20 protein-coding genes are annotated in these 20004 nt (G+C 62.8%); 1 reads left to right on the top strand and 19 read right to left on the bottom strand.

What is annotated here, in order from left to right:
* Positions 1–252 precede the first annotated feature (252 nt).
* Positions 253–1512 (bottom strand): UDP-N-acetylglucosamine 1-carboxyvinyltransferase, encoded by a 1260-nt coding sequence (gene murA / locus ABIE52_RS32670; protein WP_003941314.1) that lies wholly within the window; start codon positions 1510–1512, stop codon positions 253–255.
* Between the two features lie 54 nt (positions 1513–1566).
* On the opposite strand from murA, the gene ABIE52_RS32665 reads away from it, so the two are divergent.
* Positions 1567–2139, top strand: a complete 573-nt coding sequence (locus ABIE52_RS32665) for a cob(I)yrinic acid a,c-diamide adenosyltransferase (protein ID WP_003941362.1) — start codon at positions 1567–1569, stop codon at positions 2137–2139.
* A 10-nt stretch (positions 2140–2149) separates the two neighbouring features.
* On the opposite strand, the gene ABIE52_RS32660 is transcribed toward ABIE52_RS32665, so the two are convergent.
* From ABIE52_RS32660 to thrB, 18 genes are all read right to left on the bottom strand, one after another.
* Positions 2150–2572: a DUF2550 domain-containing protein gene (locus ABIE52_RS32660; protein ID WP_029255703.1), complete on the bottom strand. Its 423-nt coding sequence runs from the start codon at positions 2570–2572 to the stop codon at positions 2150–2152.
* Between the two features lie 49 nt (positions 2573–2621).
* Positions 2622–2990, bottom strand: a complete 369-nt coding sequence (locus ABIE52_RS32655; RefSeq protein WP_003941287.1) for a F0F1 ATP synthase subunit epsilon — start codon at positions 2988–2990, stop codon at positions 2622–2624.
* A 6-nt stretch (positions 2991–2996) separates the two neighbouring features.
* Entirely contained in the window at positions 2997–4448 is a 1452-nt protein-coding gene (gene atpD, locus ABIE52_RS32650) for a F0F1 ATP synthase subunit beta (protein WP_003941349.1), read from the bottom strand.
* A gap of 3 nt (positions 4449–4451) precedes the next feature.
* Entirely contained in the window at positions 4452–5435 is a 984-nt protein-coding gene (locus ABIE52_RS32645; RefSeq protein ID WP_003941320.1) for a F0F1 ATP synthase subunit gamma, read from the bottom strand.
* 48 nt (positions 5436–5483) lie between these two features.
* A complete protein-coding gene (gene atpA / locus ABIE52_RS32640) occupies positions 5484–7127 on the bottom strand; it encodes a F0F1 ATP synthase subunit alpha (RefSeq protein WP_192713357.1) in 1644 nt (547 codons plus the stop codon).
* Between the two features lie 62 nt (positions 7128–7189).
* Positions 7190–8014, bottom strand: coding sequence for a F0F1 ATP synthase subunit delta (locus ABIE52_RS32635; protein ID WP_003941304.1), 825 nt, complete (start codon positions 8012–8014; stop codon positions 7190–7192).
* 5 nt (positions 8015–8019) lie between these two features.
* Positions 8020–8577 (bottom strand): F0F1 ATP synthase subunit B, encoded by a 558-nt coding sequence (locus ABIE52_RS32630; RefSeq protein ID WP_019749173.1) that lies wholly within the window; start codon positions 8575–8577, stop codon positions 8020–8022.
* A gap of 7 nt (positions 8578–8584) precedes the next feature.
* A complete protein-coding gene (locus ABIE52_RS32625; protein ID WP_003941327.1) occupies positions 8585–8827 on the bottom strand; it encodes an ATP synthase F0 subunit C in 243 nt (80 codons plus the stop codon).
* 83 nt (positions 8828–8910) lie between these two features.
* The gene (gene atpB, locus ABIE52_RS32620) at positions 8911–9738 is read right to left on the bottom strand and encodes a F0F1 ATP synthase subunit A (protein WP_030537337.1); all 828 of its coding nucleotides are present in this window, start codon (positions 9736–9738) and stop codon (positions 8911–8913) included.
* 280 nt (positions 9739–10018) lie between these two features.
* Complete coding sequence (locus ABIE52_RS32615) at positions 10019–10489, bottom strand: Cg1360 family ATP-synthase-associated protein (RefSeq protein ID WP_030537336.1); 471 nt, start codon at positions 10487–10489, stop codon at positions 10019–10021.
* Between the two features lie 32 nt (positions 10490–10521).
* The gene (locus ABIE52_RS32610; RefSeq protein ID WP_030537335.1) at positions 10522–11709 is read right to left on the bottom strand and encodes a glycosyltransferase family 4 protein; all 1188 of its coding nucleotides are present in this window, start codon (positions 11707–11709) and stop codon (positions 10522–10524) included.
* Positions 11706–13031 carry a serine hydroxymethyltransferase gene (gene glyA / locus ABIE52_RS32605; protein WP_192713358.1) on the bottom strand — a complete coding sequence of 442 codons (1326 nt, stop codon included), beginning with the start codon at positions 13029–13031 and terminating at the stop codon, positions 11706–11708. The genes ABIE52_RS32610 and glyA overlap by 4 nt, the downstream gene beginning before the upstream one ends.
* A 2-nt stretch (positions 13032–13033) precedes the next feature.
* Complete coding sequence (locus ABIE52_RS32600) at positions 13034–13696, bottom strand: L-threonylcarbamoyladenylate synthase (protein ID WP_003941345.1); 663 nt, start codon at positions 13694–13696, stop codon at positions 13034–13036.
* The gene (prmC, locus tag ABIE52_RS32595) at positions 13693–14625 is read right to left on the bottom strand and encodes a peptide chain release factor N(5)-glutamine methyltransferase (RefSeq protein ID WP_030537333.1); all 933 of its coding nucleotides are present in this window, start codon (positions 14623–14625) and stop codon (positions 13693–13695) included. Before prmC ends, ABIE52_RS32600 begins: the two co-directional genes overlap by 4 nt.
* A 77-nt stretch (positions 14626–14702) precedes the next feature.
* Positions 14703–15782 (bottom strand): peptide chain release factor 1, encoded by a 1080-nt coding sequence (gene prfA / locus ABIE52_RS32590; protein ID WP_192713359.1) that lies wholly within the window; start codon positions 15780–15782, stop codon positions 14703–14705.
* A 146-nt stretch (positions 15783–15928) separates the two neighbouring features.
* A complete protein-coding gene (gene rpmE / locus ABIE52_RS32585; protein WP_003941310.1) occupies positions 15929–16165 on the bottom strand; it encodes a 50S ribosomal protein L31 in 237 nt (78 codons plus the stop codon).
* 226 nt (positions 16166–16391) lie between these two features.
* Positions 16392–18530 (bottom strand): transcription termination factor Rho, encoded by a 2139-nt coding sequence (gene rho, locus ABIE52_RS32580; protein WP_007726195.1) that lies wholly within the window; start codon positions 18528–18530, stop codon positions 16392–16394.
* Between the two features lie 503 nt (positions 18531–19033).
* On the bottom strand, positions 19034–19978 hold the full coding sequence (gene thrB / locus ABIE52_RS32575; protein ID WP_007726194.1) for a homoserine kinase: 945 nt from the start codon (positions 19976–19978) through the stop codon (positions 19034–19036).
* Positions 19979–20004 lie beyond the last annotated feature (26 nt).

Below are 20004 nucleotides of genomic sequence, written 5' to 3'. Positions count from 1 at the left end.
GGTGAAGCACAACCATACACGATGGAAACTACTTCGAAATTTGGTCAGGCACTTCGTCCAACCTCGTGTCACTCGCCGTGAAGGCGGGAGTCGGTGTCCGTGTCGCTCTGACTTGGAATAAGTTACGCGAACCTTCAATCAATTCACAAATCGCCTGGTCACCACACCGAATTGGCCGATTAAGACCAGGTCAGACCGTTGAGCCTTTCCGCCAACTGCGAATAGGCCCGAGTGTGACGCCGAGCACCGAAGCTATTCGGAGCCCACCCGCTCGATCACTCCCCCGAGTCCACGGAGATTCTCGACGAATCGCGGGTACCCACGGTCGATGTGGAAGATGTCGTGAACTTCGGTGGTTCCGTCCGCAACCAACCCCGCAAGCACGAGCCCGGCGCCGGCCCGAATATCCGAAGACCACACCGGTGCACTCGACAACACCGGAACTCCGCGGATCACCGCATGGTGACCGTCAGTTCGGGCGTCGGCGCCGAGTCGGATCATTTCCTCGACAAATCGGAAACGCGATTCGAATACGTTCTCGGTGATCATCGACGTGCCTTCGGCAACCGCCGCCAAACCGATTGCCATCGGCTGCAGGTCGGTCGGGAATCCGGGGTACGGCAATGTTGCGAAATTGACCGCTTTAGGCCGTTCACGCTGAATGACGCGGAAACCGTCAACCTCGGGAGTCACCTCCGCGCCGGCCGTCCGAAGCTTGTCGAGGACCAGTCCGAGATGCTTGTGGTTCACCCCGCGAACGCGGACGTCACCCCTGGTCATGGAGGCAGCGACACCCCATGTTGCGGCAACGATCCGGTCACCGATGACGCGGTGCGTAGTCGGTTCCAACTTGCGGACGCCTTGAATGGTGAGCGTCGAACTTCCGCCGCCAGATACCTTGGCGCCCATCTCGTTGAGCATGTTGCACAGATCCACGATCTCGGGCTCACGTGCAGCGTTGTCGATCACTGTCTCACCACGGGCGAGGACCGCTGCCATCAAGATGTTCTCGGTTGCACCCACAGACGGGAAGACCAGGCGGATGTTCGCTCCATGCAGGTCGTCTGCCTCGGCAACTACACATCCGTGTTCGATCTCGCTGCGCGCACCCAACAGGCGGAGCCCGGATTGGTGCATGTCGAGGGGCCGAGAACCGATGGCGTCACCTCCAGGCAAGGCAACAACAGCGCGTCGACAACGCGCGACCAGCGGACCGAGAACACACACTGACGCTCGGAACTGTTTCACCGCATCGAAGTCAGCGTGATACTTCGGCTCGGCCGGCGTCGTGATCCGCACTTCGGAATCTTCGAGTTCGACTTCGCAGCCCAGACCTCGCAGAACGTCCGCCATCAGCGGTACGTCGAGAATGTCCGGGCAGTTGGTCACGACAGTGGTGCCTTCGGCCAACAGCGCCGCGGCCATCAGCTTCAGCACACTGTTCTTGGCCCCTCCCACCAGTACTTCACCTTCGAGGCGGTTACCCCCGGTCACAAGAAAGTGCTCACTCACGGTTCACAGCCTAGAGCCACAACCTCGTCGGCACCGCGCCGGTACCGTAGCCCTATGTCTGTTCACCTGACGAAGATCTACACCCGGACCGGCGACGACGGGACCACGGGCCTCAGCGATTTTTCCCGCGTGTCCAAGAACGATCCGCGTCTGATCGCCTACGCGGATTGCGACGAGACCAATGCAGCGATCGGTGTGGCCGTTGCCCTCGGCACTCCCCCGGAGAATCTCCTTGCAATGCTGCGCCAGATCCAGAACGACCTTTTCGACGCAGGGGCCGACTTGTCCACCCCCGTGGTCGAGAACCCGAAGTACCCGCCGCTACGAGTGACTCAGTCCTACATCGATCGACTCGAAGGATGGTGCGATGAGCTCAATGAGCAACTGGCACCGTTGAATTCGTTCATTCTGCCGGGCGGTACCGCCTTGGGAGCCCTGCTTCACGTAGCAAGAACCGTCTCGCGGCGTGCGGAGCGTGCGGCTTGGTCCGCCATCGATGCGAACCCGGAGGACACGAGCGTGCTCCCCGCGAAATACCTCAACAGATTGTCGGATCTGCTCTTCATCATGGGAAGAGTGGCAAATCCTGAAGGCGATGTGCTCTGGAAGCCCGGCGCCGGAGCTTGAGCGGAACCGGTCAGGCGGTGCGTCGCCTACGGGCGCGCCCGTCCGGCCGCGATTCCACCCAGGACAGGAACGCTGTCAATGCTCCACTGTCCAAAGCGATTTCGTAGGCCGACGAGCCGTCGTTGACCTTGACCACGACGATGTCGTCGCTCATGATGTCGAATTCGGTACCCGAGGGAGAGCGACGGCTCTCGACCTCGATTCCTTGACGATCAATCCTGGAGTCCGGGCCCGGCCGCAGACTCGACAGTTTGAAAAAGACGAAGGTGCTTTCGCCGTAGCGAATGATTCCGTGACGCCACCCGCTGTCCCCCGGGGATGGCAGAACACGAAGCAGTGCAGCGGTACCGCCGCGACGCAGAACCAGCAGACGATACAGAAAAGCCGCGACGAGAACCGCGAGCAGCACAACCAGAATGATCAACACAGTCATTCCGAATGTCACTGTTCGTCGGCTCCCGTCGCGGCTTTACTCGAGTAACTTACGCGCGCTCGACGGCCCGGAGCTGACCCTTGGCGACCGCAATCGCTTCGAGGTCGCCCGAGTTCTCGGCCAAGACAGCCTTGGCTGCCTCGACGTCGATGTCCTGTGCCATGTCCGCGGACTCGGCAAGGATCGTCACCGTCGTCGCAGTGACGGAGAGAAATCCTCCGTGTACCGCAGCAACGATACGCTCGCCGTCGACCGAGGTGATCGACACGGTTCCGCCCTCGATCAGCTGGCCGAGGACCGGCTCATGCCCAGGCATGATTCCGATTTCACCCTCGGTGGTCTGAGCGCTGACCAGCGTCGCCGAACCAGACCACAAGCGCTGCTCGACGGCAACGAGTTCTACGGTCATCTCAGCCATCGTGGACTACTTCCCGGCCATCTTCTTGGCTGCAGCCTCGACGTCGTCGAGTCCACCGCAGCTGTTGAATGCCTGCTCGGGCAGGTGATCGAACTCGCCCTTGCAGACGCGGTCGAAGGCTTCGATCGTGTCGCGGAGCGGCACGACGGAGCCGGGCTCACCGGTGAACTTCTCGGCAACGATGAAGTTCTGGCCGAGGAACTTCTGGATACGACGGGCGCGGCCGACGAGGACCTTGTCCTCTTCCTGAAGCTCGTCCATACCGAGGATGGCGATGATGTCCTGCAGTTCCTTGTACTTCTGCAGGATGCGCTTGACCTCGTTGGCAACGCGGAAGTGCTCGGCACCGACGATGCCGGGCTCCAGGATGCGGGAGGTCGAGCTCAGCGGATCCACAGCGGGGTAGATACCCATCTGCGAAATCGGTCGCGAAAGCTCGGTGGTGGCATCGAGGTGCGCGAACGTCGTAGCCGGCGCGGGGTCGGTGTAGTCGTCGGCGGGCACGTAAATAGCCTGCAGCGAGGTGATCGAGCGACCACGGGTCGAGGTGATGCGCTCCTGGAGCTCACCCATCTCGTCCGCCAGCGTGGGCTGGTAGCCCACTGCCGAAGGCATACGGCCGAGGAGGGTGGAAACCTCGGAGCCTGCCTGCGTGAAGCGGAAGATGTTGTCGATGAACAGCAGAACGTCCTGGCCCTGAACGTCGCGGAAGTACTCCGCCATCGTCAGTGCGGACAGGGCGACGCGCATACGCGTTCCGGGCGGCTCGTCCATCTGGCCGAAGACAAGGGCGGTGTCCTGGAGGACGCCCATCTCTTCCATTTCCAGGTGGAGGTCGGTGCCCTCACGGGTACGCTCACCGACGCCTGCGAACACCGAGGTGCCCGAGAACTCGCGAGCGATACGCGTGATCATTTCCTGGATCAGAACGGTCTTGCCGACGCCGGCGCCACCGAACAGGCCGATCTTTCCACCCTTGACGTACGGGGTGAGGAGGTCGATGACCTTGATGCCGGTCTCGAGGATCTCGGTCTTACCTTCGAGCTGATCGAAGGCTGGTGGCTTGCGGTGGATTCCCCACTGCTCGCCGTCGCGGCCGAGGCCCGGGGTGTCGAGGCAATCGCCCAGTGCGTTGAACACGTGGCCCTTGACGACGTCACCGACGGGAACCGAGATCGGCTTGCCCGAGTCGGTCACTGCAGTGCCGCGGACGAGTCCGTCGGTGGGCTGCATGGAGACGGTGCGGACCAGGTTGTCACCGAGGTGCTGTGCAACCTCGAGCGTCAGCGTCTTGGCGACCGAGGGAAGCGTGATCTCGGCGTTCAGGGCGTTGAACAGTTCAGGAACAGCGCCACGCGGGAATTCAACGTCCACGACGGGACCGATGACCCGCACGACGCGGCCGGCTACGGCCGAAGCCGAACCTGCCCCGTTGTTTTCGGTTACTGCTGCGGTCATGTGCTAGTCACTTCCTGCGCTCGAGGCGAGCGCGTTGGCGCCGCCGACGATCTCGCTGATTTCCTGGGTGATCTGGGCCTGGCGAGCCTGGTTGGCCTGACGGCTCAACGTGTTCACCAGTTCGTTTGCGTTGTCCGTCGCGGCCTTCATGGCAGTACGACGGGCTGCCGACTCCGATGCCGCAGCATCGAGAAGCGACGAGAAGATACGAGTGCTGACGTACTTCGGGAGAAGAGCGCCGAGAAGCTTCTCGGGCTCGGGCTCGAAGCTGAAGTCCGCGACGGGGCCATTGTCATGGTCGTCGTCGTGGCCGTTGGTCAGCATGTCGTCACCGAGTTCGATGCGCTCTTCCGACACGAAGACCTCGAGAGGAGCCATACGGCGAACCTCGGGAGTCTGCGTCAGCATCGACACGAACCGGGTGTAGACGATATGGAGTTCGTCGACGCCCTCGATCGTGCCTTCACCGTTCGGAGCGGCAACCTGGTTACCCGAACCAGCCATGAACAGCTCCACCAGGTGGCGGCTGGCCTTCGCGGCATCCGAGTAACCCGGATCCTGCGAGAAGCCCGTCCACGCAGCACCGATGTCGCGGCCGCGGAACGTGTAGTAGCCGAGCCCCTTGGAACCGAGCACGTACACGACCGGCTCCTTGCCCTCGCTGCGGAGGAGAGCCATGAGCTCTTCTGCCTGCTTGAGGACGTTGGAGTTGTAGCCACCACACATGCCGCGGTCACTGGTGACAACGAGGACCGCTGCCCGCTTGGGCTCCGGACGCTCGTTGAGCAACGGGTGATCGAGCGAAGCAGACGCACTCGCCAATTCGGTGAGTACCTTCGTGATCTCCTCGGCATACGGCTTGGACGCGGCGACGCGAATCTGAGCCTTGGTGATACGCGAAGTCGCGATCAGTTCCTGTGCCTTGGTGATCTTCTTGGTCGAGTTGACCGACTTGATACGAGACCGCAATTCGAGAATGCTCGCCATCGATCAATCACTCTCCCTTCGGAATTCGCAGTGTCATGGGCGCGTACGTCACTTGCTGACGGTCTTGCGCTTGACGTTGATCTGCTCGTTCGCGACCTCGTCGGCGCCCAAAGCGTCAGCCTCGGCTTCGTTCACGACCCGGCTTCCGTCGGATGCGATGAAGCCTTCCTTGAACTTGTTCGTCGCGGTGATCAGCTCAGCAGCGTTGTCGGCATCGAGTGCCTTACCGCCGTTGATGCTGGAGTAGACGCCAGCAGCCGAGTGCTTGAGGTCTTCGAGCAGTTCCTTCTCGAAGCGACGGACATCGCCGATCGGAACGCTGTCGAAGATGCCTTCGCCGGCCAGGTAGATCGAGACGATCTGGTCCTCGACGGGGATCGGGCTGTACTGATCCTGCTTGAGCAACTCGACCAGACGGGCGCCGCGCTCGAGCTGAGCCTTGGAGGCAGCGTCGAGGTCGGAAGCGAAGGCGGAGAACGCTTCGAGCTCACGGAACTGAGCCAGTTCCAGACGCAGCGAACCGGAAACCTTCTTCATGCCCTTGGTCTGTGCAGCGCCACCGACGCGGGAGACCGAGATACCGACGTTGATCGCGGGGCGAACGCCCTTGTTGAACAGGTCGGACTCGAGGAACACCTGACCGTCGGTGATGGAGATGACGTTGGTCGGGATGTAAGCCGAGACGTCGTTCGCCTTGGTCTCGATGATCGGCAGAGCCGTCAGCGAGCCACCGCCGAGTGCGTCGGACAGCTTCGCCGAACGCTCCAGCAGACGGGAGTGCAAGTAGAAGACGTCACCGGGGTAAGCCTCGCGTCCCGGCGGGCGACGCAGCAGCAGCGAGATGGCGCGGTACGCCTCTGCCTGCTTGGTCAGGTCGTCGAACACGACCAGAACGTGCTTGCCCTGGTACATCCAGTGCTGGCCGATGGCCGAGCCGGTGTACGGTGCGAGCCACTTGAAGCCTGCGGAATCAGATGCCGGAGCAGCAACGATGGTGGTGTATTCCATCGCGCCCTTCTCCTCGAGGGCAGCCTTGACGCCCGCGATGGTGGAACCCTTCTGACCGATGGCAACGTAGATGCAGCGCACCTGCTTGTTGACATCGCCGGAATCCCAGTTGGCCTTCTGGTTCAGGATGGCGTCGATGCAGACCGCGGTCTTGCCGGTCTTGCGGTCGCCGATGATGAGCTGGCGCTGGCCGCGGCCGATCGGGGTCATGGCGTCGATAGCCTTGATACCGGTCTGGAGCGGCTCTTCGACCGGCTGGCGCTCGAGCACCGAAGCGGCCTGGAGCTCGAGTGCACGGTTCTCGGTGCTCTCGATCTCGCCGAGGCCGTCGATGGGCGCACCCAGCGGGTCGATGACGCGGCCGAGGAAAGCATCGCCGACGGGAACCGACAGAACGTCGCCCGTGCGCTTTACTTCCTGGCCTTCTTGAATGTTCTGGTAATCGCCAAGGATGACGGCACCGATTTCGGTGGCATCCAGGTTGAGCGCGACGCCGACGATTCCACCGGGGAACTCCAACAGCTCGTTGGACATAGCCGAAGGCAGGCCAGAGACGTGCGCAATGCCGTCACTGGTGTCGGTCACTGTGCCGACCTCCTCACGGGAGGCCTCCGGGGAGTAGCTCGCGGTGTAGTTGTCGATCGCGCTACGGATCTCGTCGGAGGAGATCGTCAGCTCCGCCATGTTTTTCCTGCTCTCGGTGTCTGGTCTTCGAAAAGATCTGGAGTATGTGTTCGGCTGAAGGACTACTTGAGGTTCTTCCGCAGTGCTGCGAGTCGACCCGCTGCGCTGCCGTCGATAACCTCGTCGCCCACCCGGACGACCAAGCCGCTGAGGAGTTCTGGATCAACCTCGACGTGTACTGCTACCGGCTTCCCGTAGGTGCGGGTAAGAGTGCTGGCCAAGCGATCCGACTGCTCCGAGCTCAACGCCGAGGCGCTGCGAACGTGAGCAACGGTGGTATCGCGCTGCGCTGCGGCAAGATTCGACAGCTGATCGAAAGTGTCTGCGGGTGCAGACTTCAACCGGCCGACGGCCTGTCCGGCGAGTGCCTCGGTGACCGCGGTGACCTTGCCGTAGAGCAAGCGGGAGAGGAACTCACGCTTGCGGGCTGCGGGAACCGACAGATCCGAGAGCGTCTGCTCCAGGCTGGGATCCCCTGCCACGATGCGACCGAGACGGAAGAGCTCGTCCTCAACGGTGTCCAACTGGCTCTGATCGGCTGCGGCGCGGAGCAGAGCTTCGCGTCCGAGCAGTTCGAGCGAGTTGACCAAGTCGCGGGCCGCAGACCAGTCCTGGCCTGCGGCTGCCTTCACGGTGGCGAGCGCCTCGGCGCCGACCTTTCCGGAGAACAACTGCTCTGCCAAAGCCTGGCGACCAGCGGCCGGTGCCGAAGCGTCAGCCAGCGCGCTGCGAAGAGCGCGCTGGCCGTCGAGTACCTCGACCACCGAGAAGAGCTCGGACCCAGCCTGAGCAGAAGCAGCAGTTGCGGCTCCTGCAGAGACGGCGCCCAGGGCACTGCTCAGCGCAGAACGAGTCTGCGCCAAGGCTTCACGGCTCGCTGCGTACATGTTGCTCACTTCCTGGCTGAATCAGCGCTGACGGTGTCGAGCTCGTTGAGGAAACGATCAACCGTTCCGGCGCGCTTCACGTCGTCGGCGAGGGACTCCCCGATGACCTTCTCGGCCAGGTCTACAGCGGTCTTGCCGAGATCCGAGCGGAGCTCAGCGACGATCTGCTGACGCTGGGCGACGAGCTGGCTGTGGCCTGCGGCCACGATACGGTCGCTCTCGTCCTGCGCCTGAACCTTCATGTCAGCGATGATCTGCTGACCCTGGGTACGCGCTTCCTCACGGATCTGCGCTGCCTCGGTACGAGCTTCGGCGAGCTGCGCGCGGTACTGCTCGAGCGCGGCCGCTGCCTCTGCCTGTGCGTCTTCGGCCTTCTTGATGCCGCCCTCGATCTGCTCGGTGCGTTCGGCCAAGACCTTCTGGAACTTCGGAAGAACGAGCTTCCAGAAGACAAAACCGACTACGACGAGCGCAACCGCGGACCACACGATGTCGTATGTCTCGGGCAAGAGAGGATTGTGTGTCTCCTCTGTTGCCGCGAGCACTGCGAAGGTGGCTCCCATGTCTGTCTTAGAAAATGAAACCGGCGACAAGGCCGATCAATGCGAGGGCCTCGGTGAATGCAATACCGAGGAACATGGTGGTACGAACCTGTCCGGCCATCTCGGGCTGGCGGACCATGCCTTCGATTGCCTTGCCCACAACGATGCCCACGCCGATGCCGGGGCCGATTGCTGCGAGGCCGTAGCCGATGGCTCCGTAGCCGCGCGACTTGGTCTCGACAACTTCCTGAGCGAGGTAAGCGATGCTCATGGTGTTCCATTCCCTTTCTGTTGACCTCTGCCGGATTCGGCAAGAGGCTCAGTTCTTGGTGTAGCTGGTGAGGAGGTAAAAGGTCAGTGCTCGTCGGCGTGGAGCGCCAGTTCGATGTACACCGCGGTCAGCAACGCGAACACGTAAGCCTGCAGGAAGATGACCAGCAGCTCGAAGAACGTGAATGCGATACCGGCGATGATCGACGGAACGCCGAAGATCGCCTGGAATCCGCCGGACACGAAGAAGAAGTAGTTCGTCGCGCTGAAGAACAGCACCAGCAGGATGTGGCCGGCCAACATGTTGGCCATGAGACGAACCATCAGCGTGAACGGGCGCAGGATGAAGGTCGAGATGAACTCGATGGGCACCAACAAGAAGTGCAGGGGCAGCGGGACGCCGGGAACGACGATGCTGCTCTTGACGTACTTGAAGAAGCCGTACTTCTTGATTCCGACGTAGTTGAACACGATGTAGGCGAGCGCCGCGAGTACCAGGGGCATACCGATTCGTGCGTTCGGCGAGATGTTCAGGAAAGGAATGATGCTGGCCAGGTTGCTGGCGACCACGATGAAGAAGATCGTCGTGATGACCGGCAGGAAGCGCTTGCCCTGTTCCTTGCCCAGGATCTCCTCGGCGATGTTGATACGAACGAAGTCGAGCGCAAGCTCGGCGGCGTTCTGCATCCCACGGGGAACCAATCGAGGACTGCGCATCGCGATCACGAAGAAGGCTGCGACCAGCACCGACATCAGCAGACGAATCAGCATCAGACGGTCGAGCTCGAAGGGGCCCGCGTGAATCAACACGGAGGGCGGGAAAAAATCGTCTAGTGACGGCGCATGGAATTCATCCGCGGCCAGGGTGGTGACGCTCAGCGTTCTCTCCCGTAGTCGGTCCGCAGCCATCATTGACTGCGGTTCGATCGGACATTGACGATCTACAAGTCGACAAGTTCGACTCGCGCATTCGTCAGCAGCTGGAGAACCCTAGAGGGGCCTGGCGTCTGTCGGTGTCGGCGACTCTCGTCGACTCAGTGGTCAGAATTTCGACCACCTGCGAGCACATGGCATCGTCGGCTGAGTGTTACTCGGCCCACCATTGCTCTCGCTTGAACCGAACCTTATCAAGTCATCTACGACATTGTGTAGATGGGGTACCTGGAAGTCCGATTAGTTACCTCTTGTAGTACTACTCGTCGTCGTCGACGTTGCTGCTGGGAGCGGGATCGACGTACGGAGTTTTGGTTCCCAGGACGCCGTAAGTCTCCGCACCGAGCACCACGACCAGCGACATGATGATGACCAGGACGAGGGCGGTCTTGTTGTAGAAATCCATGTCCGAGAGGACAAAGAGAACCACCATCGCGAGAATCATCTTCAGCAGCCAGGTACCGAGCAGAACGGCACCGGCCGTGAGCGCAGGCAGCTTCGCTGTGAGCAGCACGCCCAACGCCGTGAACAGGATGAACCCGCCGCCGACGGCTGCGCCGATCAGAGCGCCGTAGACGCCTTCCTTACCGGCGAAGAGCCCGCCCAGGAGCGCGCCGACCACGGCCAGCGCGATCAGCCCCATCACACCCCACTTCACGGCCGACTTCATGGCGGCGGTCGAATCAGGGATGGGTTGCGAGGCAGGTACAGGCTGCGGCGTGTTCGTCACGATGCCCAAGGGTAATGGATCGGAAAACTTGGCTAGCGACGCTGCTGCTTGCGATCGATCAGCGAAGGCACCGCAGTGAAGAACAACGCAAGAACCAAACCGGCCGCGACGAGTACAACAACCAGCTGACGATTGAGCAGCGAGGATCCGACGGCACCGAACGCCAGGACGCTGACCCACAGGTAGATGACCAGCACAACTCGTCGGTGCGTGTGTCCGATCTGCAAGAGGCGATGATGCAGGTGCATCTTGTCCGGACTGAACGGACTGACGCCCGCTTTCGTCCGGCGGATCACGGCCAGGAGCATGTCCAGCATCGGGATGAACATCACAGCCCCGACCAGCAACAACGGCGCGAGGAGGCCGACGAGGTCGCGGGTTCCGTAAGCAGCGAGCGGAATACGACCGGATGCACTGGTGGAGATCGCGGCCAGCATGAGACCGATCAACATCGACCCGGAATCGCCCATGAAAATGCGCGCTGGATTGAAGTTGTGTGGAAGAAAACCGAGACAAGCGCCTGCCAAGGCCGCCGCGATCATCGCCGGCGGGTAGACACTCGCGTCGCCGCCCTGATCGTGGAGAAGACCGATCGAGAAGATGAGGATGGCGAGCGCCGCGATCAGCCCCAACCCGGCGGCCAATCCGTCGAGACCGTCGACAAAATTCATGGCGTTGATGGTCGCGACGGCAACAGCAACGGTGAACAGTCCGGATTGAATCTGATCGAGGATGATGGTGGACCCACCGTCACCGCCGAACGGGTTGTAGATGATGAACCAGCTGACGCCCATCACCACGAGAACGCCGGCAGCAGTCACCTGACCGACAAATTTGGTGAGGGCGTCGAGGCCCCACCTGTCGTCGATCACACCCACGAGGACGATGACGGCGCCAGCTACGAGCGCAGCGTGTACGTCAGGACTGCCGAAGCCGAAACCTCTTGTGAGCGCGGGTAATTGCTGCGCAAACAGCAGACCGACAGCCATGCCGACATACATTCCGACGCCACCGAGGCGCGGAATCGGCTCGACGTGAACGTCCCGATCACGAGGAATCGCGACAGCGCCGAACCTCAGCGCCAACAACCGGACTGCGCCAGTCGCCAGGTAGGTCACCACCGCCGCCGTACACAGCACGAGCAAAAGTTCACGGATGGGAACACCCGCTCCCCCGCCACCCTGTGCCAGATACGTGGTCGCCTCGTAGGAAGTGATCACTGCTCGAGATCACCCGTCTGGCGGGCATAGGCAGGCTTTGCCCGGACCAGTTCGCGAACGCCGTCGGCAACTGCTGCCAACTCGGCCTCTCCTGACGTGGTGGCGGGGTCCGCGACAACTGCGCGCGCGATCAACTCCCCCACCACGCTCATGTCGGAGCGGTTGAAACCCTGGGTCGTGACGGCCGCGGATCCGACGCGGATTCCGGACGTGACGGCGGGCGACTGCGGATCGAACGGAATCGCGTTCTTGTTGAGCGTGATCGAAGCCAGTCCGCACCTACGCTCGGCGTCGACTCCGGTGACACCGCTTGCGCGCAGGTCGAGAAGCGCCAGATGTGTGTCGGTTCCACCGGACACGGTGCGCAGACCGCGAGCTTCCAACGACAGCGCGAGTGCCGATGCGTTGGCAACCACTTCCTGTGCATACCAACGATATTCCGGCGTCGACGCCTCTTTGAACGCAACCGCTTTCCCGGCGATCGCATGCATCATCGGGCCGCCTTGAATGAAGGGGAACACCGCGCGATCTACAGCCGAGGCATGCTCGCTGCGGCACAGGATCATTCCGCCGCGCGGGCCTCTGAGGACTTTGTGCGTCGTCGCGGAGACGACGTCGGCGTACGGAACGCACGACGGTATCGCCCGGCCTGCCACCAGTCCGATGAAGTGGGCGGCGTCGACCCACAGGATCGCACCGACCTCGTCCGCGATCGAGCGGAAGGCTGCGAAGTCGATGGTGCGGGAGTACGCGGTCGCGCCGGCGACGATGATTTTCGGCTTGTGCGCCAGAGCTAGGGTGCGAACCTCGTCGTAGTCGATCAATTCGGTGGCCGAATCGACGTGATAGGGAACGGTGGTGAACCACTGCCCAGAAAAGCTGACGCGAGACCCGTGAGTCAGATGCCCACCGTGCGGCAGACTCATCGCCAATACGGTGTCGCCGGGCTTGGCGAATGCGGCGTACACCGCGAGATTCGCAGTGGCCCCCGAATGCGGTTGGACGTTGACGTGCTCGGCGCCGAACAGCGCCTTTGCCCGATCGATCGCCAGATTCTCGGCTACGTCGACGTACTCGCACCCGCCGTAGTAACGCCGACCCGGATAGCCCTCGGCGTACTTGTTGCTCAGGGTCGAACCCAAGGCAGCCAGTACGGCAGGGCTGGTGAAGTTCTCGCTCGCGATGAGTTGAAGTCCGTCGCGCTGACGCTCGAGTTCGGCCAGCGCAACAGCCGCGATCTCGGGGTCTGCCGTGGCAAGCTCACCGAAATCCGGTCCCCAATACGTGGATTCCCCCGCGCGCTGGCCGCCGGCGCCGACCATCGTTACGAAACTCCCTCTACGAGACTTTCCGGACTGGTGCCCAATACCTCGGCGATGGATTCTGCCGAGACGGCACCCACTCGCAAGATACGCGGTGAATTGCCGGTCAGGTCGACGATCGTGGAAGCAACGGCGTGTTCGGCCTTGCCCCCGTCGAGATACACGCTGGCAGATCCGCCGAGCTGATCTCGGGCTTCCTCGACGGTAGTTGCCGGCGGACGCCCCGAAATGTTGGCGCTCGAGACGGCAAGCGGTCCGACATCGCGCAACAGTTCGAGGGCAACTGGATGCAAGGGCATGCGGAGCATGACGGTTCCGCGGGTATCACCGAGGTCCCAGGCAAGTGAAGGCGCCTGCTCGACGACCAGGCTCAGTCCGCCGGGCCAGAATGCGCGGATCAGATCCCGTGCCTGCGGGCGCACGCTGTAGACGAGCCCGTCGATGGTGTTCCACGATCCGACCAGAACCGGGACGGGCATGTCTCGCCCGCGTCCCTTGGCGCGCAAAAGACTCGTGACAGCTTCGCTGTCGAACGCGTCGGCGGCGAGTCCGTAAAGGGTGTCGGTAGGGAGAACTACGAGTCGGCCGGCCTTGAGCGCGTTCTTCGCGGCGGCCAAGCCTGCGGTTCGGGAATCTGTCTGACTGCAGTCGTACACGGTGCTCACTCAGCCATCCTTTCACTCTGCGCTTCGGGCGTTCGATTCCGCTGTGCTTCGACGTCGGTGGCGACACGTCTGGCGACGACGAATCGCGGACGACCGGCAAGATCTGGATGCTGCGCGACCTCGCCGAATACCCGGCGCGCCGAGAACAGCGCAGCGACGCCGTCCCCGTTGGTGTCGTCGTGCTCGATGCCTGCCGCGCCGCCGATTCGAAGCCACCGTGCGATGTTGCTGATCATGGGTTTGATGACGGACAGACCGTCGGTACCGCCGAACAGTGCGGTGTGTGGGTCGTAATCCATGACCTCAGGCTGCAATTGCGCGCCTTCGGGGATGTACGGCGGATTGGACACGACCAGATCGACGCCGCCCTCGAGCCCTGGCAACAGGTTCCGATCGGTGACATCACCCTGATGCAGATGGATCGGTGTATCACCGGCGGCCTCGCGGTCGGCAGCATTACGACGCGCCCACGCCAACGCGGCGGGCTCCTTCTCCACGGCGTGAACGACGGCGTCCGGACGGGCCTCGGCGATGGACAGCGCGAGTACACCCGATCCCGTGCACAGGTCCAGAACTACCGGCGGCTTGCTTCCGCAACCTTCGAGGAACGAGAGTGCCCAACCCATGAGCAGTTCGGTTTCCGGCCGCGGAATGAAGACACCCGGCCCGACAGCGACGTCGATGTTGCCCATCGACGCGACTCCGATGATGTGCTGCAACGGAATCCGCTTCACCCGTTGGGCAACCAACTCGTCGAACGCCGCGATGACCTCGGGATCGACCAACGGAATCAGTCCGAGACGCGTGCGTTCGACCCCGAGCAGGTGGGATGCCAACAACTCGGCGTCGGTGCGTGGGCTGGGCACACCTGCGGCGTCGAGCTGTTTTGCAGCTTCGATCAGCGCCAAACGAAGTGGAAGTCGACTCACGGGTACAGCCTGCCACGCTCGACCGACACGCGGTTCACCGAGTTCCCGGCGGGATGGAGGTCAGTCATGGTCTGCATCTACTCGGCCGCGAGACGCGCCTCTCGGTCCGCCTTGCCCAATGCATCGAGAAGTGCGTCGAGCTCACCGTCGAGCACCGCGTCGAGGTTGTGCGACTTGAATCCGATGCGGTGATCGGTGATGCGGTTCTCGGGGAAGTTGTAGGTGCGGATGCGCTCCGAACGGTCCACCGTCCGAACCTGACTCTGGCGACCTGCCGACGCTTCAGCGTCCGCGGCTTCCTCGGCGACTACCTGCAAACGGGCTGCAAGGACCTGCATGGCGCGCGCCTTGTTCTGGAGCTGCGAACGCTCGTTCTGGCAGGTGACGACGATGCCGGTCGGAAGGTGCGTGATTCGGACAGCAGAGTCGGTCGTGTTGACGCCCTGACCGCCCTTGCCGGACGAACGGTAGACGTCGATACGCAGGTCACTTTCGTCGATCTGGACCTGCTCGACCTCTTCGGGCTCCGGGTAGACCAGAACGCCGGCAGCCGAAGTGTGAACGCGTCCCTGGGATTCGGTGACAGGCACTCGCTGGACGCGGTGAACGCCGCCCTCGAACTTCAGCCGCGCCCACACTCCGTCCGGGGTGTCCGACTTGCTCTTGATCGACAGCGTGGCTTCCTTGTATCCGCCGAGATCGGAGACCGTCGCGTCGAGAATCTCGACGCGCCAGCCATGCTGTTCCGCGTAGCGGACGTACATGCGGGCCAGGTCCGAGGCGAAGAGCGCGGATTCTTCGCCGCCCTCACCGGACTTCACTTCGAGGACGATGTCGTCGCCGTCATGCGGATCACGCGGCGCCAACTGATCGGTAAGCGTCTGCTCGAGCTGCGCGACCTCGGCTTCGAGATCGGGGATCTCGGCGGCGAAGCTGGAATCGTCGGCGGCTAGTTCGCGCGCGGCTTCCAGATCGTCCTGCGCAGCGGTGAGCTTGTTGTACGTCGACATGATCGGCGAGAGCTCGGAGAACCGCTTACCGACGCGCCTGGCAGCGGCAGGGTCGTTGTGCAGCGCCGGATCGGACATCTGTGCTTCGAGACCGGCGTGCTCCGCCAAGATGTCGTCGATGGCCGAGGGCTGGGTTGCGCCTGCCATGGTTCGCTCCGCTCTGAGTTTCGATTCCTACGGTGCGCGCTTGAAGGTATTTCGACGCCGGGACCCGGGAAACGCGCAAACCGAGTGCAGGCACAAAAAAGCCGACGCCCGATCTGCGCATGGCAGATCGGGCGTCGGCGGAACAGCTAGGACTCGGTGGCCGGGACCTTGCTGTCTGCGCGCTTGCCGTAGCGAGCCTCGAAGCGAGCGACGCGTCCACCGGTGTCGAGAATCTTCTGCTTGCCCGTGTAGAACGGGTGGCACTGCGAGCAAACCTCGACGTTGATGCGTCCGGACTCCTTGGTGCTGTGGGTCTCGAACGTGTTACCGCAACCGCAGACGACGGTGGTCGCTACGTAGGTTGGGTGGATTCCTGCCTTCATGGTGTCCCTTTCAATGGTCGCCGGGTCGACGTCGCCAATCGACATCGTGAACCGGAACCGGACTCGGCCGTTCAGTATGCCAGATGCGGTACCTCACCGGATAATCCGCGTCTCGCACGCCTCGGGGTGGCTGTACGAAGTTGTCAACGCACTGTCGCTCGGTTTTGTTCCGCCCACGCAAAAGGCCCACAACCAGCTGGTTGTGGGCCTTTTGACGTCGAATCGATCAGTCGTCGATCGCACCCGGTGCGGTCTTGGAGACCTGCATCAGGAACTCGAGGTTGTTCTTGCTCTTCTTCAGTCGATCGATCAGCAGATCGATGGCCTGATGCGAGTCCAGACCGGACAGGACGCGACGGAGCTTGTGCAGCACCGCAGCTTCGTCCGGGCTCAGGAGCAACTCGTCCTTACGCGTGCTGGACGGGTTGACGTCCACGGCCGGGAACACGCGGCGTTCGGCGATCTTGCGATCGAGCTTGAGCTCGGCGTTGCCGGTGCCCTTGAACTCTTCGAAGATCACGGTGTCGCCGGTGGATCCGGTCTCGACCATTGCGGTAGCGATGATGGTGAGCGATCCACCGTTCTCAATGTTGCGGGCAGCACCGAGGAAACGCTTCGGCGGGTAGAGCGCCGTCGAGTCGACACCACCGGAGAGGATGCGTCCCGACGCCGGCGAGGAGTTGTTGTATGCACGACCCAGACGCGTGATGGAGTCGAGCAGTACGACGACGTCCTTACCCATCTCGACCAGGCGCTTCGCACGCTCGATTGCCAGCTCGGCAACTGCGGTGTGATCTCCCGGCGGGCGGTCGAAGGTGGAGGAAATGACCTCACCCTTCACGCTGCGCTGCATGTCGGTCACTTCCTCGGGACGCTCGTCCACGAGGATGACCATCAGGTAGCACTCAGGATTGTTGGTGGCGACGGCATTCGCGATCGCCTGCAACACGCTGGTCTTACCGGCCTTGGGCGGGCTCACGATGAGGGCGCGCTGGCCCTTACCGATGGGCATCACCAGGTCGATGACACGCGTGGTGAGAATGTGCTGCTCGGTCTCGAGGCGCAGACGCTGGTTCGGGTACAGCGGCGTGAGCTTGTTGAACTCGGGGCGCTTCTTCGCGGCCTCGACGTCGCCGCCGTTGACCGTGTCGATACGGACCAGCGGGTTGAACTTCTGACGCTGGCTGCCCTGCTCACCGTCACGCGAGACGCGGACGGCACCGGTGATGGCGTCGCCACGGCGAAGGCCGTTCTTGCGGATCAGGTTCATGGAGACGTAGACGTCGTTGGGACCGGCGAGGTACCCGGACGTACGCACGAAGGCGTAATTGTCGAGGACGTCGAGGATGCCGGCGACCGGCTGAAGGACGTCGTCCTCACGAATCTCGGTCTCGCGCGAATCGTTGGGTGCACCACCCTCACCGCGATCGCGACCACGGCCACGGCGCTCGCGGAAACGGCGTCCCCGGCGTCCGCGTCCACCCTCTTCGTCGTCGTCCGGCCCGTTGTTGCGGTTGTCCGTGCGAGGACCGGCGTTGTTCTGGCCGGCGTTGTTCTGATTGCCGCGATCCTGACGGTCCTGGCGATCCTGGCGATCCTGGTTGCCCCGGTTGCCCTGGTTCTCGCGCTGGCCCTGGTTGTCCCGCTGGCCCTGGTTGTCCCGGTTTCGCTCGCGGCGGGGACGCTCGTTGCCCTGCTCGGCGGGAGCCTGATCAGCGTCGGACTTGCCCTCGGTGCGCGCAGGACGCTCGGCCGGAGCCTCGGCCTTGGCGGTCTCGGCGACCTTCGAAGAATCGGCGGCCTTCGCGGTGTCCGCGTCGGACTTCACCGAAGGAGCTTCCTGCTCGATGCTCAGTTCGCCCTGGTCGGGTGAACCTGCACGACGAGCGGCGCCACGACGCTGACGTCCGCGACGGGGTGCGCTCTGATCGGAATCCTCGGCGGATTCGGTACGCGCAGGCGCGGCCTCGGCAGGAGCCGACTCGGCTGCCGGAGCTGTTTCGGCTGCGGGGGTTTCGGTGCGTGCGGCGCGAGTGCTCTTGGCACGAGTGCGCGCAACGGGTGCGTCGTCGAGAGTGAGTTCACTCTGTGCGGGTGCAGCCTTCGCGCTGCCGCCCTGGCGCTCCTTGATGGCTGCGATCAGGTCACCCTTGCGCATGCCGGAAGTGCCTTTGATGCCCAGTTCACCCGCAAGAGTGCGGAGTTCGGTGAGCACCATGCCGGAGAGTCCGGCACCACGGCGCGTTTCGGCACGCTTCGTGGAGGTCGCCACCGCACCGTTCGATGCTGAAGATGACGCCTGAGAATTGTCGCCTGATTCCGACCCGGCGGGTGCAGAAGTGGCGATGAGGTCCGTATCGGTCACGGAGGTCCTTTCCTTCCCTCACTCGCACTGCGCAAAGTCGAGGGTTCGTCCCGCAGTTCGATTGAATACCGAACTCGGTGGTGCCGTACGTGGTTGCTGTCCAGAACTGCCGGCTTGTCCGCCGTCACATGATTGTCGGAAACTCTCGCCTCAAACTTTTCATGCGCTCGCAAACCTGCCCAACGCGCCTTCGTCGACGATTCACTCCCCCGTGTGTTGAACCCCAGAGTGATGGAACCTCTGAGTGTTCGATCCGCGGAGGATTCAAACCTTCGGAGAAGGTACAAGCGTGAGGATCATGCCTGCGAGAATCATGCCAAGGACTGTGGACCCCGATTGGGAAGGAGTTTTGCCCCCTGGTGATGCACCGGCGACTGACGCGCACGATGTACGGACATAGCCCAGGATAGCGCCCAAACCTGAGTCCGGCAAGAATTTGGACGACTGGGTGTGTCAGTTCACTACCGATCGGTAGTGGGCGATCACCTGGACCAAGGCAGGGATCAGACCGTCGTCGTGGATACTTCGACGCCGTCGGCGATGTCCAATTCGAGCACACGTAGTCCGTCTGCCCGCGCCGCTTCCGCGAGTTCGACGGGGAAAGGTTCTGTGCTGAGCGCCAACACGGTGGGGCCGGCTCCGGAAACGGTCGCAGCAATACCCGCCTCGCGCAGGATCCCGATCCATCGCGTCGTGAGCGGAAGCGCGGGTGCGCGCTGTGCCTGATGCAGGCGATCCTCGGTGGCCGCCATCAACAGATCGGGCCGAGCAGTGAGCGCAACGACGGCGAGCGCGCTGCGGCTCGCGTTGAACGAGGCATCCTGGTGCGGAACCAATTCGGGCAGGAGCCCGCGAGTGTGTGCGGTGGACGACCGCTCCTCGGGAACCAGTGCCACAGCACGGATGTCGGGATGGACGTCGAGTTTGGCCGCGGAGTAGATCGGCTCGTCGCCTTCGACGGCCGGTGGGCAACTCCACGAGACGACTGCGCCACCGAGAACACTGGCAGACGCGTTGTCCGGGTGACCTTCGAACTCGGACGAGAGCTGAACCAACTGCTCTTCCGTCAAGCCGATCTCGGCATCGAGAGCGCGCGCCAGACCGTTGGCTGCTGCCAATCCACCGACAGCCGCGGAAGCCGAGGATCCCAACCCGCGCGAATGTGGAATCGCGTTGCGGCACAACACGTCCAGGCCACTGGCCCACACTCCGGCCGCCTCGAGACCACGCTCGATGGCGCGGACCACGAGATGCGAAGGACCCCAGGGCACGTCGGCAGCGCCTTCACCTTCGACGCGAATCTGAAGGCCTGAATCCGTTGTGGTGACCACGATTTCGTCGTACAACCCCAACGCCAGACCGAGGGTGTCGAACCCCGGCCCCAAGTTTGCACTCGAGGCCGGGACGCGAGCAGTCACCGAAAGGCCGATAGGCAGGGTTATAGTCATGTCAGACACCGGATTCCGCGGAGTGG

The sequence above is a fragment of the Rhodococcus sp. OAS809 genome (genome assembly GCF_040546695.1).
Lineage (GTDB): Bacteria > Actinomycetota > Actinomycetes > Mycobacteriales > Mycobacteriaceae > Rhodococcus_F > Rhodococcus_F qingshengii.
The sequence above is the reverse complement of the archived record's forward strand: the minus strand, read 5'-3'. Positions and strand labels throughout refer to the sequence as shown.

Bases quoted from the DNA above. Each gene is read 5' to 3' on its own strand.
- ABIE52_RS32625 (WP_003941327.1), bottom strand. From the start codon at position 8,827: ATGAGCATCGCTTACCTCGCTCAGGAAGTTGTCGAGACCAAGTCGCGC.
- thrB (WP_007726194.1), bottom strand. From the start codon at position 19,978: ATGACTATAACCCTGCCTATCGGCCTTTCGGTGACTGCTCGCGTCCCG.
- ABIE52_RS32665 (WP_003941362.1), top strand. From the start codon at position 1,567: ATGTCTGTTCACCTGACGAAGATCTACACCCGGACCGGCGACGACGGG.
- glyA (WP_192713358.1), bottom strand. From the start codon at position 13,031: ATGGTCGGCGCCGGCGGCCAGCGCGCGGGGGAATCCACGTATTGGGGA.
- ABIE52_RS32635 (WP_003941304.1), bottom strand. From the start codon at position 8,014: ATGTACGCAGCGAGCCGTGAAGCCTTGGCGCAGACTCGTTCTGCGCTG.
- ABIE52_RS32660 (WP_029255703.1), bottom strand. From the start codon at position 2,572: ATGACTGTGTTGATCATTCTGGTTGTGCTGCTCGCGGTTCTCGTCGCG.
- ABIE52_RS32655 (WP_003941287.1), bottom strand. From the start codon at position 2,990: ATGGCTGAGATGACCGTAGAACTCGTTGCCGTCGAGCAGCGCTTGTGG.
- atpA (WP_192713357.1), bottom strand. From the start codon at position 7,127: ATGGCGGAGCTGACGATCTCCTCCGACGAGATCCGTAGCGCGATCGAC.
- prfA (WP_192713359.1), bottom strand. From the start codon at position 15,782: ATGGCAGGCGCAACCCAGCCCTCGGCCATCGACGACATCTTGGCGGAG.
- rpmE (WP_003941310.1), bottom strand. From the start codon at position 16,165: ATGAAGGCAGGAATCCACCCAACCTACGTAGCGACCACCGTCGTCTGC.
- atpD (WP_003941349.1), bottom strand. From the start codon at position 4,448: ATGACCGCAGCAGTAACCGAAAACAACGGGGCAGGTTCGGCTTCGGCC.
- ABIE52_RS32630 (WP_019749173.1), bottom strand. From the start codon at position 8,577: ATGGGAGCCACCTTCGCAGTGCTCGCGGCAACAGAGGAGACACACAAT.
- ABIE52_RS32645 (WP_003941320.1), bottom strand. From the start codon at position 5,435: ATGGCGAGCATTCTCGAATTGCGGTCTCGTATCAAGTCGGTCAACTCG.
- atpB (WP_030537337.1), bottom strand. From the start codon at position 9,738: ATGATGGCTGCGGACCGACTACGGGAGAGAACGCTGAGCGTCACCACC.